13 protein-coding genes are annotated in these 12,956 nt (G+C 51.7%); 5 read left to right on the top strand and 8 right to left on the bottom strand.

The annotated features are described in order from the left end of the window. Positions 1 to 66 precede the first annotated feature (66 nt). From IQ268_RS02585 to IQ268_RS02570, 4 genes are all read right to left on the bottom strand, one after another. Positions 67 to 1,185 (bottom strand): 1-acyl-sn-glycerol-3-phosphate acyltransferase, encoded by a 1,119-nt coding sequence (locus IQ268_RS02585; protein ID WP_193875242.1) that lies wholly within the window; start codon positions 1,183 to 1,185, stop codon positions 67 to 69. After that, positions 1,185 to 1,406, bottom strand: coding sequence for a hypothetical protein (locus IQ268_RS02580; protein ID WP_193875240.1), 222 nt, complete (start codon positions 1,404 to 1,406; stop codon positions 1,185 to 1,187). The genes IQ268_RS02585 and IQ268_RS02580 overlap by 1 nt, the downstream gene beginning before the upstream one ends. Before the next feature lie 201 nt (positions 1,407 to 1,607). Continuing rightward, on the bottom strand, positions 1,608 to 3,656 hold the full coding sequence (locus IQ268_RS02575) for an elongation factor G (RefSeq protein ID WP_193875238.1): 2,049 nt from the start codon (positions 3,654 to 3,656) through the stop codon (positions 1,608 to 1,610). A 539-nt stretch (positions 3,657 to 4,195) separates the two neighbouring features. After that, positions 4,196 to 4,336: a hypothetical protein gene (locus IQ268_RS02570; protein ID WP_193875236.1), complete on the bottom strand. Its 141-nt coding sequence runs from the start codon at positions 4,334 to 4,336 to the stop codon at positions 4,196 to 4,198. Between IQ268_RS02570 and IQ268_RS02565 the strand changes: the two genes are divergently transcribed. Then, entirely contained in the window at positions 4,335 to 5,132 is a 798-nt protein-coding gene (locus IQ268_RS02565) for a DUF2232 domain-containing protein (RefSeq protein WP_193875234.1), read from the top strand. The two genes, IQ268_RS02570 and IQ268_RS02565, sit on opposite strands and share 2 nt — an antisense overlap. 20 nt (positions 5,133 to 5,152) lie before the next feature. Next, positions 5,153 to 6,289 carry a nicotinate mononucleotide-dependent phosphoribosyltransferase CobT gene (gene cobT, locus IQ268_RS02560; protein WP_193875232.1) on the top strand — a complete coding sequence of 379 codons (1,137 nt, stop codon included), beginning with the start codon at positions 5,153 to 5,155 and terminating at the stop codon, positions 6,287 to 6,289. A 116-nt stretch (positions 6,290 to 6,405) separates the two neighbouring features. On the opposite strand, the gene IQ268_RS02555 is transcribed toward cobT, so the two are convergent. Next, positions 6,406 to 6,780, bottom strand: a complete 375-nt coding sequence (locus IQ268_RS02555) for a hypothetical protein (protein WP_193875230.1) — start codon at positions 6,778 to 6,780, stop codon at positions 6,406 to 6,408. An 844-nt stretch (positions 6,781 to 7,624) separates the two neighbouring features. Between IQ268_RS02555 and IQ268_RS02550 the strand changes: the two genes are divergently transcribed. Next, on the top strand, positions 7,625 to 8,842 hold the full coding sequence (locus IQ268_RS02550) for an extracellular solute-binding protein (RefSeq protein ID WP_339383398.1): 1,218 nt from the start codon (positions 7,625 to 7,627) through the stop codon (positions 8,840 to 8,842). Here the strand turns inward: IQ268_RS02550 and IQ268_RS02545 are convergent. Beyond that, positions 8,796 to 9,392 (bottom strand): hypothetical protein, encoded by a 597-nt coding sequence (locus tag IQ268_RS02545; protein WP_193875228.1) that lies wholly within the window; start codon positions 9,390 to 9,392, stop codon positions 8,796 to 8,798. The two genes, IQ268_RS02550 and IQ268_RS02545, sit on opposite strands and share 47 nt — an antisense overlap. A gap of 26 nt (positions 9,393 to 9,418) precedes the next feature. Between IQ268_RS02545 and IQ268_RS02540 the strand changes: the two genes are divergently transcribed. Both IQ268_RS02540 and IQ268_RS02535 read left to right on the top strand, forming a co-directional pair. Continuing rightward, positions 9,419 to 9,610 carry a hypothetical protein gene (locus IQ268_RS02540; protein WP_193875226.1) on the top strand — a complete coding sequence of 64 codons (192 nt, stop codon included), beginning with the start codon at positions 9,419 to 9,421 and terminating at the stop codon, positions 9,608 to 9,610. A gap of 77 nt (positions 9,611 to 9,687) precedes the next feature. After that, entirely contained in the window at positions 9,688 to 11,088 is a 1,401-nt protein-coding gene (locus tag IQ268_RS02535) for a TldD/PmbA family protein (RefSeq protein WP_193875224.1), read from the top strand. Positions 11,089 to 11,150: 62 nt separating this feature from the next. Here the strand turns inward: IQ268_RS02535 and IQ268_RS02530 are convergent, their stop codons facing one another. Next, on the bottom strand, positions 11,151 to 11,600 hold the full coding sequence (locus IQ268_RS02530) for a hypothetical protein (protein ID WP_193875222.1): 450 nt from the start codon (positions 11,598 to 11,600) through the stop codon (positions 11,151 to 11,153). A gap of 71 nt (positions 11,601 to 11,671) precedes the next feature. Further along, positions 11,672 to 12,826, bottom strand: a complete 1,155-nt coding sequence (locus IQ268_RS02525; protein ID WP_193875220.1) for an anhydro-N-acetylmuramic acid kinase — start codon at positions 12,824 to 12,826, stop codon at positions 11,672 to 11,674. Positions 12,827 to 12,956: the final 130 nt, after the last annotated feature.

Here is a 12,956-nt window from a genome sequence, read left to right as displayed (position 1 = left end):
GATGTTATCTGGCGTTTGCCATCCTCATCAATACACCAAAAGTTGACCGTTGTGCTAATTGCTGATCTACTGTTTCGCCTGCGGTGAACCAAAGCCCAAATGAACGAGATGCTGGTTGAGCGAGTGCTGAAGCCGCGATCGCAACTCCTGCGCTTTTTGGTAGGCAACCGAGCGTGTTTGTAGCGGTTGGGTTAAACCCGATGTCTGCCAAACGGTTTCGACGGGTTGAATGTAATAGCGCAATCGAGTTCGGTTAGCCCAAACGCCCATGGACGGAAAGAGCAGAAAGGCAAGCATCAGGAACGAGAGCGGAAACAACGGCAACCCCGACCAACGCGCCAACCGCTTGACGTTCACTGTCCACGGATGCAGGTACTCGTTGCCAATGCAAGCCACGGGCATAATTGGCATATGGTGGCGATCGCTCAATCGCACAAAGCTAGGATCGAAGGTTTGCAATTGGTGTCGTTGTCTCCACCCTTTCGCTAACCCTCGCCATCCTTCGGGTGCATAAAGCAAGACAAGATTCGGTTCTTGAGCAGAAACGGTTGATTCAAAGCTTTGCCGTTCAGCCCGAACGCCGCCCAAACTTTGGGACCATCCGGCTGGTAGCCACCAACGTAACCAGGGATGATCGAAGAATAACTCATGGGCAACAGGACGAACCAGCCAGCCTTTTTCCTGGCTCAACAACACGCCAAGCCCCAAAAAATCCCACGGAAATGCCATTCCGGCATGGTTCATGGTCGCAATAAATGGGGTTTGATTGGGTAAATGCTGCGGTTGATATAACTCTGCTTGAAAGTAATGCTTCAGAATCGGAGCCAGGATATCTCGACGCAAAGCCGTTTGATAGGTTGGGTCAATTGCAGCCGATGTCGATCGAGGTGCCCGACATCCCAACCGCAGCCAGCGCAGCAAAAACGCGATGTAGAAGCCAAACGGTATTAAAAACAGAGCGTATTCAAGATAATTCCATCCATCGGGATCGTCGTGGTACCGCTGCCAGTGACGGTTCAACAAAATTAGCCAGCCAGGAGGATACCATAAACAAAACCAGTCGAACCAGCTCCACGGTTGGGCTTGAGGCTCGTCGGCAATTTGCACAGACTGATTGTTCTCTTCTACGGTCGGCGGATGGTTGGGTTCTGCCGCACCTGGAAAAATCGGGTCTTTTCGGGTCATCAAGAATGCAGTGAACAGTTTGGAAATCTGCCAAGCCGATTGGCCTCCACGATAGCATTACGGCATTCAAGCAGGCTGGTTCCTGTTTTTTTCGATAACTCCCGCAGATCGATCGCCGGGGAATAGCTTTGCGGTGCTTGCAGATAGAGTTCATACGCCACTTTCAGCACCTTGTCGTTGAGCAGTAATGGTTTAACGGTTGCTTCTACTAGGCTGAACATGGTGAATTACCAGGACATCTTGATTGTTCTGGTATCTCAGATTTGATGGTCGTTCAGCGTCTACCCCAGGTTTGGTTTATGCCGGACTGCTTTGAGCAGCCCGCCAATATCTTTCCATGGATGAGGTGTTATGCAAATGGGGCGATCGCACGATCGCCCCACGAAATGAGTCCTCTAATTTGGAAGTAACGGTACGACTAGTCAATCGTGGTGGTTGCCGTTGCCATTTCCGGCTTGCACCCGCATTCGTTCCATTACCTTTTCAGGAACTTCCTGAAGATGGTCGAACTGCCAGCGGAATGAACCTACCCCCATCGTGAGCGATCGCAGTTCCACAATGAGATCTTGCATTTCAGCTTGCGGTAAATAAGCCTGAACCTCATCCCAACCGCGCCAATTGGCTTTGCCACTATATCCTAAGACTTGCCCGCGTCGAGTGCTGATCAAACGCAGCACGTTAGAAGTAAATTCGTTGGGCACTGATATAGTTACCGACAAAATTGGCTCTAGTAGGCTCGGTTCACACTGGCGGATTCCCTCCTGCATCGCCAGCCGTGCCGCCTGTTTAAACGCTTGCTCGGAGCTATCAACGGTGTGGTACGACCCGTTGGTTAACGTCACTTCGACATCCACAATTGGGAACCCGAGCGGCCCATGCGTTAGATACTCTCGCACCCCCGATTCCACTCCGGGAATGTATTGTCTGGGGACTACGCCACCCACAATCGTTTCACTAAAACTAAACCCTGCACCCCGTGGACGCGGTTTAATATCCAGGTAAACATCACCAAACTGGCCGTGACCGCCCGTTTGTCGCTTATATCGCCCATGCACCGAGGCCGCAGGACGACGAATCGTTTCTTTATACGGAATTTGCGGCAGGTGAGTCGTCATGGGCAGATTGTATTTGCGGCGAAGGCGATCGAGCGCCACCTGCACATGGATTTCACCCTGTCCCCACAAAATCACCTCATGCGTATCCCCATGCTGCTCCCAGTAAAGGGATGGATCTTCTTCTAGCAGTTTTGTCAGCGCACCGCTTAGCTTTACCTCATCGCTTCGTTTTTCTGGCGTAATTGCCAGCGCAAACACTGGCGCAATCTGTTCTGCCTGCGGTAAGGCATTGGCCAGTTGCGGATCGGAGCTGAGGGTATCTCCGGTTTTGATGCCTTCCATGCGACCCAATGCCACGATCGCCCCTGCGGGTGCTTCTGTCAAACTTTGCTGATGTTGCCCCATCAAATCGTAGATGCCGCCAATGCGAACGCCATTCAATACCGAGCCGTCTGTCAACGAGCCTTGCCACACTCGCACCAAAGAAAGCTTGCCACCTTGAGGCGTACAGTAGGTTTTCAGCACTTGGGCAATCGGTGTTTGGTCGTTAAGGGTTACTCCTCGGCGATCGGCAGTGACGTCTGGCTCAGGTGCTTCTCGCAACAGCGCATTGAGCAGAGGCCGCACCCCAAAGTCCTGGTCTGCCACACCAATGAGGACGGGCACAATTAAATCAGCCCCAAGCTCCATCTTCAAGTCTTGCCAGATCTCATCTTGAGGCGGCTCTATATCTTCTAAGAGTTCTTCCAGGAGATGATCGTCAAAATTGGCAAGGGTTTCCAGCATTTCTTCCCGTGCCGCATGTTCTTGATCTTTGAGCGAATCGGGTAGTGGAATTGGGTCAGCGGCAGCTCCAGGATGGTATTGATAGGCTTGCTCGGTGACCAGATCGATGAATCCTGTCAGGTTTTCCCGTTGCCCAATGGGATACTGATGCACGACCAGGGGGCGACTGGAAACGGTTTTTAGAGCGTCGAGCAAGTCAGCAAAGCTAGAGTAAGCCCGATCCATCTTGTTAACAAAGACCAGATGGGGAATTTCCCAGTCGTCTAAAAACTGAAATAGCGGCGTAAGCGTTAGGACGCGATCGCTATCCGCTTCACACACTACAATGGCGGCGTCTACTCCAATCAGGGCGTTGTAGGTTTCCTGAGCAAACTCAATCGACCCAGGACAATCGATAAACGTAAAACGAATGCCGCCGTACTCTGTACTGGCGGCATTAACTTCCACACTCATTTGGCGATCGCGGGCTTCTGGAGTCGAATCCCCTACCGTATTACCCTCCGTAATTTTGCCCTTCCGAGACACCGCTCCAGTCACGGACAAAATACTTTCAAGCAGGGTTGTTTTACCACTCAGATAGGGACCCACGATCGCCACGTTTCGTGAGCCGGAAAACACTTTTTCGCTCATAGGACACTCACTTTTATTACTAACAGGAACCGATACCAAAAGCCGAGTATAGCTACTAGCTCATAGCCACCAGCACCTAGCGTTTTCCTAGGAGAAATCAGTTAAAGCTTAGATGCAGTGTTTCGTTTGTAAGGGGTTCGTTTCAACTGTGAGGTTAGCTAATTGCTGCGGCTAATTGCTTTCCTTAAATTGTTCCTAACTGCTATAAAACTCAGATTAACCTGACCATAACCCCATGGATGCAACTGGTTAGGAATCTTTATCACACTACGGTTTTGTCACTTCTCGTTACAATTCACAAAATTAGTAGAGACATCTGTTTAAGGATTAATCTCTCCATTCAGTTGGGTAACAGGTGACTTTCAACATCAAGGGGAACTTAATGGAAGTTTCTCAACGATTTTTTATTGCCGTCCAAAACAACCCAAGTCAATGGTATTGATACCGAGCAACGCCAACGAATGCAGTGAAAGATAAGCATCAACTGTTATTGGATAGCCCAGTCAACGTAAGAATTGAGAACCTTAACTGCGATCGGATTAACCGGATGGAATAGGTTGAATTAAATTAAACAATCGCCCCGTTTTTCGATGGCCGACGAGACGGGCTTCTATCCCGAATCGATGCCGATCGCAAAATATAGCGATAGAGTAGATCAGCGATCGTTTCGGATGTGGCATGAGCGGTTCTTTTGAAGATAGTCAGGTTGACCCTACTCGCAACAATGGGGAAGCGGTCTCTGAATCAGATGACACAAACTGGGTTGATGAGCCGCCAGAATCAACTCAACCTGAAGCGGCTCAGCTAGAACTAACGGCTCCTCCCGTTAAAACCTCTCCACCACCGTTAGTTATGGTGGAAACGGCGTTCTTAGCCAGCACGGCCAGCCTGCTGTGGCTGGTGAGCTACTACTTGAGCATTGGCCCCTGGATGCGAATTTTGTTTCCAGTGCCAATTGCTCTGGTGTATCTGCGCTGGGGGTTACGCGCTGCGTGGATGTCGGCATTGGTATCCGGCTTGTTGCTATCTGTGTTGATGGGGCCTTACCTGAGTCTGCTCTTTTTCGTGCCCTATGGGTTGCTGGGTGTGCAACTCGGTGGCCTGTGGAAACGGCAGTCGGGTTGGTTCTTCTCCATTTCAACTGGTACCCTGATTTCCACCTTCGGCTTTTTCTTTCGCATTTGGCTGTTATCGACCTTCCTGGGCGAAGACTTGTGGGCATACGTAACCAACCGCATTGCAGATTTGGCTGAATGGGGCGTTGGCAGATTAGTGGATTGGGGGGTGCTAGGAATTGGAGTATTGGGTCAAATCGATCTAACCGTTGTGCAGTTAATGACGATCGGCGTGATCATTTGTAGCGACTTTATTTATTTATTCACAGTGCATCTAGCGGCATGGTTGCTGTTAGAGCGATTAGGTAATCCTATTCCAGAGCCGCCTCAGTGGGTACAAGTGCTGCTGGAAGAAGATTGACCCAAAGCAAGGAACCATTGGTGGCGAACATTCGAGTCTATACACAGCAACCGCAGGGGCAACAGTGGTTGGAACGGTTTACGGCACGCTCACCGCTGTTTGCCTGTGTCCTGGGATTCACTGAAACCGGGTTAATTCCTGGCATTTCAGCCGCTGGAGCAACGCCCGCCGATCGCCAATTTACAGCGATCGCCGATGCCGAATTTCTCTACAATGGGCCACGATCGCAACCCCACTATCCATTGCCGCCGCTTCAGGCTGGAGCCTCTCCGGTGTTAATTAGCCGTGCGGTTGTGGCAGAGCAACAAATTCCTATGCATCTCTTCAATGCGGGTTTAAGGCATGAACCCACCGTTCCGTGTATTAACTTAAACGGCAAACCGGCTCGATGTGTCAGCAGCGGTAACGCATTGAGCCTGGACATGGTCGAGCATCTGTTTGAACAGGGCTTGCTGTGGGGCGATCGTCTGGCGGCTCAGGTTCCTCAAAGCTATGTGATTTTAGGCGAGTGTGTGGTAGGCGGCACAACCACTGCACTGGCCGTCCTCAGCGGATTAGGGTGGGATGCCAACGGCAAAGTAAACAGCAGCCATCCTGCGTGCAATCACACCCAGAAGTGGACGATCGCCCATCAGGGCTTGCAGCAGTTGTTCGGTTCCAATCGGCCTACGGCTTCATTACAGCCCACACCGTTTCAGGTTATGGCAGCCGTGGGCGATCCGATGCAGCCCGCTATAGCCGGAATGGCGATCGCAGCCAGCCGACGCTGTGGGGTCTTGCTCGCTGGCGGAACGCAAATGCTGGCGGTTTATGCGTTGATCCAGGCGATTACTCAAAGTCGATCGATACCCTGGCAATCGACGCAAATTGTGGTTGGAACCACCCGTTGGGTGGCAGACGATCCGACAGGCGACACGGTTGGCCTGGCTCAACTGCTAAAAGCCCCTCTGCTAGCCACACAGCTTTGTTTCACAGAGGCACGCTACGCCCAACTGCGAGCCTATGAACAGGGGTACGTTAAAGAGGGTGTTGGTGCGGGTGGATGTGCGATCGCAGCCCAACTTTACCAGGGCTGGAATCAAGCAAAATTATTGCAAGCCATTGAAACCGTGGCAGACGATCTAAACAGTTGTCAGCAATCACCCTTGACGCTTTAGGGGCAAAATTGATGTTCTAACCAGAGCTGTCGTGTCTCAACATTCACGCCAGCCATACTTGGCTGAGACTGGCTTCTACAACACTTCGGCCAAACTCAATGACCAAACTCAATGGGCTAGTGCGTGCGCCGAGCCAGTAACTGCTCCTCTAAAGCCGCAATGCGGTTGTAAGCAGCCGTCAGTTGAGCCGTTAACCGTTGAATTTGAATCTCTGGTGCTAAGGTGCGTTCACCCTGATGAGTTTCAGGATCAGGATAGTCAGAATCTAGCAAAACATCTTTGTGTGCCATCGAAGCATCCGAACTGCCGCGACTTTGCAGAGAATGGCGTCCAGTGCCGGTGCCAAAGTGAGGAAAACCGCCATCATTTTTTTTAGAAGAACGTACTTCAGATAAGACAACAGCAGTTTGTTCACCTAGCTGCTCAACCATCTGATGCAGTGCCTCAATTCTCACATTCAATGTGGCAACTTGGTCTTGGGTTAATTCCATGCTTGAGACTCTAACTTTATCTAACTGATTTCAACCTTCATGTTAAATAACTAACTGGCTTTTCCACAGTTACTCCTGAATCATTTAACCTTTAGTCATTCAATTTCACATTTAGCGCTACTGCGACTATCCAGAAAAAGGAACAGCATCAGAGTATTTTTGAGCAAAAGAATTAAGAATGCTCAGTTTCTCTAGCATCTCAGAGATGCTGTTGGAGAAGGACTGCGCCGGATTCAATCCTCTTCAAAAACCTGAACAGCCTAAACGGTAGCAAAACGAACTATTGAGTATAAATCCTCAACCAATGTCAGCATCTGGGACGTTACTCAGGTTGATTTTTTGCTAAAACGTTCAGGCCGATCTGATGAAAATGTTGCCATTCGGTCATTAAGCTTACAGTTCTTTAAAGTCAATGCAGCGATCGCTCATCTGCCATCTATTTTTGTTGAGACTGAATTGAGAAATTAGAGAGCAATCCAACAGAAATTTAGGCCGTTTTTCGGCCTGTTATTGGGATTAATAATGAAAAAGGTGAATAAATCACCATCACCTCTCCTCACATCCTCAACGGGTAAAAATCGGCAATAACGCGGCAGTTATCGAGAATGTCCTACTCAGTTGTTTGACTCAAGCTTGCCGGTAATATTGCGGTGTTTTTGCCATCGTGTGCGCCCGACCATGCTGGTGGCACTGCCACCCATTGCAGCCAGTGCTGCCAGTCCCTTTCTTGAATCTGCTCCTGCAATGATGGGCGTTCAATCCGTTAACCTGGGAAAGGCAAGGAACAACTGCTTGTTGTTTACCCATCTGTTATTCATTCCGCTGTGTTCATTTTTCTGCTGACGTGACCCCACTAACGACTCCTATTCATCGGCGATCGCTCCTTCTGGGTGCAGGCGCGTTACTGCTCAATCAGTTATTAGCTGGGTGTGGCGCTCAGGGTAGAGATGCCGCACTAAAGATCCGGATGCTAGACGGTTCGATTCCCGCCCAACTGGTGCGAGAGTTTCAGCGACGGCTAGAGCAACGAGTGCCATTGAATGTGCTGGCACAACCTCAGTTGAGTGATTTGTTTGACTTGCTGCAACGCTGGAATCCGGCCAACGATGCAGAATCGCGAGACGATCGCTCTGGTCTGCCGTTTTCGCTGCCATTTACCCGTTCTGAAGCCCCTTCAGTGGCCGATTTGATTACGCTGGGAGATTTTTGGCTCACATCGGCAATTCAGCAAGGCTTAATTCAGCCGCTAGAGATTGATACGCTGTCTGGGTGGGAGCAACTGCCAGCCAACTGGCAAGCTTTCGTGCGCCGCGATCGCCAGGGGCAACTCGCCGAAACGGGCGACATTTGGGCGGCTCCCTATCGCTGGGGCACCCTAATGATGGCTTACAGCGTTGAAGCATTCGAAGACTTAGGCTGGGCTCCAACCGATTGGGATGACCTGTGGCGACCGGAACTGAGAGGTTATCTGTCTTTGCCCGATAGCCCCCGATCGGTCATTGGCCTGGTGCTGAAAAGGCTAGGGCAGTCCGTTAATGCGGCTGATATTGCATCGCTGCCAGAATTAAACTCTGAGCTACGACAGCTACATCAACAGGTGAAGGTTTACAGTTCTGATGCGTATTTGCAACCGCTTTTACTGGGCGATACATGGATTGCGGTGGGCTGGTCAACCGATATTCTGCCCGTCATCGAGCGCGATCGCCGCATTGCGGCAGTAGTACCAGAGTCTGGAACGATATTGACCAGCGATTTGTGGGTGCGTCCGGCGACAGCACCTCCCCCAACCGCCACGAATGACGGTCTAGCCAACTTGCCCCAACGGTGGATTGATTTCTGTTGGCAACCGCAAATTGCCAGCCAGATTTCTCTGTTGAGTTTAGCCGCTTCCCCCGTTTTGCTGGGCAGCGATCGCAACCAATTGCCGCACGCCCTGCGGGACAATCCGCTGCTGTTACCCAGCCGCAACATCATTGAGCAGAGTGAGTTTTTTGAACCCTTAGCCAGCGAAACGCTTAATCAGTACCACCGCCAGTGGGTTGCAGTGCGCCAAAGGGATTAGAACGGCCTCTTAATGCTCCTGAGCCAAACGGATCGAGGAAAATATTGCACTGCAATTCTCCCAATTCGTCCTGTGCGTAAGCCACAGAGAGCGTTTCGGCACTGCTGGAGGCTGGTTCAATACCAACATCGCCAAAATTGCAAATATAAGCGCCTAACAACCCTTGCTGACGGCTAAAAAACCGAGTATTGTAGCCAAAATCTTTTACCGAACTGCCAAATTGCGTAATAAAAGCGTAGCGTTCCAAATAGGTATAGAGCGACCACACTTGCGGATTCACAATCAAATCTACGCGGCGCAGGACTCCAGTGTTGCCAGAATAGGCCAGCCAGTTATCGACTAATTTGTCGCCAAACTGCTGATTAGCCCACCACAAGCTGGGAATGGTTAATTCTGTCTGAGAAATCGTAGTAGCTGTCACGATCGATCCATCCGTCGGAATCGCGTTGGGGTTATCGATTAACCGCAGTTCTAAGGGGTCGGTCAGCAATAGTAGCGTATCTTGATCGAGCGGCGCAGGCTGTTGGGCTACAGCAAGCGGGGTAAGCACTCCACCCAACCCTATGAGGATTGGCAATGCGACCAGCAGTTGCTTCCAACCCCTGCCGCCTGACCGTTTTTGCCTTTGACACTTGCCCATCCCACGCTCCTCAATGTGCCGATCGCTCTACTTCTTATTTTGACCAATTTCAGGCACTCGCTGTCTTCGCTAATTGGGGTGAACTGGAAGCGAGTCCTGAGTTTAGAGCAATTTTAGGGCGGTTTTAGAGCGATCGCCTGCCCCATACCCCAAATGTCTCGTCCTGCTGCACAATGAAAACTAGACGCATCCTGGGATCATTTGTATGCCTACTGTGCTGGCTGACGCAAAAAATTTGCTGAGCGACCTGATTGCCCGCTACCGCTCGCAGGTAGACTATCTTGCCATTCGGCTGGAAGAAGCAGAAGGAACCGACGTTCTGTTGCGGGGCAACAAAGTTGAAACTCTAAGTGAGGGAATCTCGGTTGGAGGCCAGGTTCGGGCTTGTCACAAAGGCGGGTGGGGCTTTGCCAGTTTTAATCGGTTGAGTACCCTAACCGAGCGCATTGAAGAGGCGATCGCCGCAGCTCGTTTGGTAGGTGATGAAGAAACGCTATTAGCCCCAGTTTCTCCTGTTCAAGACACGCGTGAAGTGTTGCTCACAGGCACCAATCCTCGTCATGTTTCGCTATCGCGCAAGAAAGATCTGTGCAGCCATTATGCTGAGATCCTGCGAAGTGTTGATAGCCGCATCACAACGATATCGGTGCGCTACGGGGATAGCGCTCAGCGAATTTTGCTAGCAACCTCCGAAGGGACGCTGCTAGAACAGGCGTGGGTCGATATGGAAATGCGGTTTGCGGCAACCGCTCGCAATGGCGAAACGGTGCAAACCGGACGCGAAACGACCGGGTCGCGCAAAGCCTATGAAGACCTGGAAAATTTGGACGAGCAGGTTCGCAGTGCCGCACGGCGAGGGGTTGAGGCACTGGCATTACCGCCCGTTAAAGGCAATACCTACACCGTGGTGATTGATCCAGTGTTAACTGGGCTGTTTGTGCATGAAGCCTTTGGGCACCTCTCTGAAGCAGATATGGCCTACGAGAACCCCGATTTACTGGAAGTGATGACACTGGGTCGGCGCTTTGGCCCTGGGGATCTACAAATTTTGGATGGAGCAGCTCCAGAAGGGCATCGAGGTAGCTACTTCTACGATGATGAAGGGGTGCCTGCCACAACCACTCAACTGATTAAAGATGGGGTGCTGGTGGGGCGACTGCACTCGCGAGAAACGGCTGGCAAGTTAGGAGAAACCGCAACGGGGAACGCCCGTTGCCTCAACTATCACTATCCGCCAATTGTACGGATGACGAACACCTGGATTGAACCCGGCAAAACCCCAGTTGCGGATCTGTTTCAAGACATCAAAGAAGGCGTATACGCTCGCAACTGGTTGGGTGGCATGACCAACGGTGAAATGTTTACCTTTGCCGCCGGAGAAGCGTGGATGATTCGCAATGGCGAAATTGCTGAACCAGTGAGAGATGTCAATTTGTCTGGCAACGTGTTCACGACGCTGGCTGACGTGGAGGCGATCGGTGATGACTTTTACTGGGACGAATCGGGCGGTTGCGGCAAAGGCGGCCAAAGCGGTTTGCCTGTTGGTTGTGGAGGGCCGAGTTTACGGATTCGCGATGTGGTTGTAGGCGGAGAAGCCGCCGAGTAGCCCCTGCCGTATTCCGTTCTGTAGAACACTGGCGAGGCATTCCTGCCTCGCCAGTTACAGTTTTATGACTCAAGCTGGCGTTCCACAATCGCCTCCATCACGCTGGTGAGGTAGTGCCCCGACATAACGCTGCTCGAAAGACAATATTTGTTGGCATTGAGCTGCCGTAAGGTTTCGAACCCTGTGCGCCGTTGGCGATCGCCCAACACCCAATAGCGCTGCACAATTGTTTCTGGAGCAACCCAGCCTTCTCCTTCTACCCGCCCTAAAATACTGTGCTGCAACACAAAGGTATATTGCCGTTCCCCCGCATCGAGCCGTCCACGATACTGGAAGGAAATTTCACCTCTTTCGGTTCCTGGAAACACCAGCTTGGTCACCATCGTGTACCAATCATCTCGGCTCCAGGCAATTAAAATTTTGCCCCTAACGGTCACTGGCCGACTATCTCGATCGAGCCAGCTTCCTTGCAGAGTCCAACGACCTGCTTCCAGTAAAAAGGTATGAGCCACAGCGCTAATCCTTAATCGGGTTGCCCCTTACGACACCACCGTTTACCTCGACGGCAACCCATGTTATCACGCTAGGATTTTGCAGCCAGGTGAATTTCCCCTAGAAGAACCGCTTGTTCTGCCCCGGTCACCTCCGGAAGATTACCGGGAATATGGTGATGCCGCCAATAGGCCAGGACGGCAAAGGCGATCGCTTCTTTAAAGTCGGCATTCAGCCCCATTTCATCTGTGGTGTAAACCGGAATGGGAGCCAACAACACTTGTAACCGCTGCCTTAAATAACGATTGCGGCTGCCGCCCCCCGCCAACAAGACCTGATCGGGTCGTTGCGGTAAGAACGAGCGGTAACTGTGGGCGATCGAGGCAGCAGTGAGTTCCGTTAAGGTTGCCAGAATGTCTGCCGCATTCAGGTTGAAGCGTTCTGCATCATGCAAACAATTCTGAAGATAGGCTTCACCAAACAGTTCTCGCCCCGTTGACTTGGGTGGCGATTGCCGAAAGAAGTCATGCTGAAGCCACTGTTGCACCAGAGCGTGGCAGGGCGATCCAGTTGCAGCCCACGCGCCATCTCGGTCGTAGGTCAATTCTCCTTGCGATAGCCGAGAGACAGCCAGATCCAGCAGCGCATTGCCAGGGCCAGTATCCCAACCGCAGATCGCCGACGCGCCAGAAGCAGCATGGGCGGTCTGTTGGGCAGGCAAGTAGGCCACGTTGCCAATGCCGCCAATGTTTTGAATACAGCGGTTGGCAGTTGGATGCCCCAACAGCCAAACATCAATTGGTGGCACTAGGGGAGCGCCCTGCCCGCCCACGGCAATATCCGCCGCCCGGAAGTTGCTGATGGTCGGAATTCCCGTGAGACGTGCAATTACAGCTCCACGTCCCAGTTGCACGCTGTAACCAAGGGTGGTCGAGTCGGGTGGACGGTGATACACCGTCTGCCCGTGGGAACCCAGTAGATCGGCCTGCGGATAACCTGACTGAACGGCGATCGCCGCTTGAGCAAACTCAGCAGCGATCGCGTCATCCAGTGCCGCCAGTTCTGCTACCGACAACGACGCTCCTCCACAGACCGCCAAGATCTGCGATCGCAACGGCTCAGGATAGGGGTAAGTAGCCGCATTCAACAGGTTGATGCTCAGGTCAGCCGTTTGGCCAGCAATTTCGACTAGAGCGGCATCAATGCCATCCACTGAAGTACCGCTGATTAAACCAATCACGTTCATAGAAGGAAGATTAGGGCGGGTGCTTAAACGTCGCAACCTCAAGAATACGCCTAAAATCAACCTTGATTCTGGGTCTAGACAATCGCCCACACTCCGATCGGCTTCTATCGGCTTCTATCGGCTTCTTCCG

Source organism: Oculatella sp. LEGE 06141 (assembly GCF_015207605.1).
Taxonomy (GTDB): Bacteria; Cyanobacteriota; Cyanobacteriia; order Elainellales; family Elainellaceae; genus Oculatella.
This window is presented reverse-complemented; position numbering and strand designations above follow the sequence as displayed.

Bases quoted from the DNA above. Each gene is read 5' to 3' on its own strand.
- IQ268_RS02585 (WP_193875242.1), bottom strand. From the start codon at position 1,185: ATGACCCGAAAAGACCCGATTTTTCCAGGTGCGGCAGAACCCAACCAT.
- IQ268_RS02575 (WP_193875238.1), bottom strand. From the start codon at position 3,656: ATGAGCGAAAAAGTGTTTTCCGGCTCACGAAACGTGGCGATCGTGGGT.
- IQ268_RS02540 (WP_193875226.1), top strand. From the start codon at position 9,419: ATGCGACCAGCAGTTGCTTCCAACCCCTGCCGCCTGACCGTTTTTGCC.
- IQ268_RS02580 (WP_193875240.1), bottom strand. From the start codon at position 1,406: ATGTTCAGCCTAGTAGAAGCAACCGTTAAACCATTACTGCTCAACGAC.
- IQ268_RS02570 (WP_193875236.1), bottom strand. From the start codon at position 4,336: ATGCCACATCCGAAACGATCGCTGATCTACTCTATCGCTATATTTTGC.
- IQ268_RS02525 (WP_193875220.1), bottom strand. From the start codon at position 12,826: ATGAACGTGATTGGTTTAATCAGCGGTACTTCAGTGGATGGCATTGAT.
- IQ268_RS02535 (WP_193875224.1), top strand. From the start codon at position 9,688: ATGCCTACTGTGCTGGCTGACGCAAAAAATTTGCTGAGCGACCTGATT.
- IQ268_RS02555 (WP_193875230.1), bottom strand. From the start codon at position 6,780: ATGGAATTAACCCAAGACCAAGTTGCCACATTGAATGTGAGAATTGAG.
- IQ268_RS02565 (WP_193875234.1), top strand. From the start codon at position 4,335: ATGAGCGGTTCTTTTGAAGATAGTCAGGTTGACCCTACTCGCAACAAT.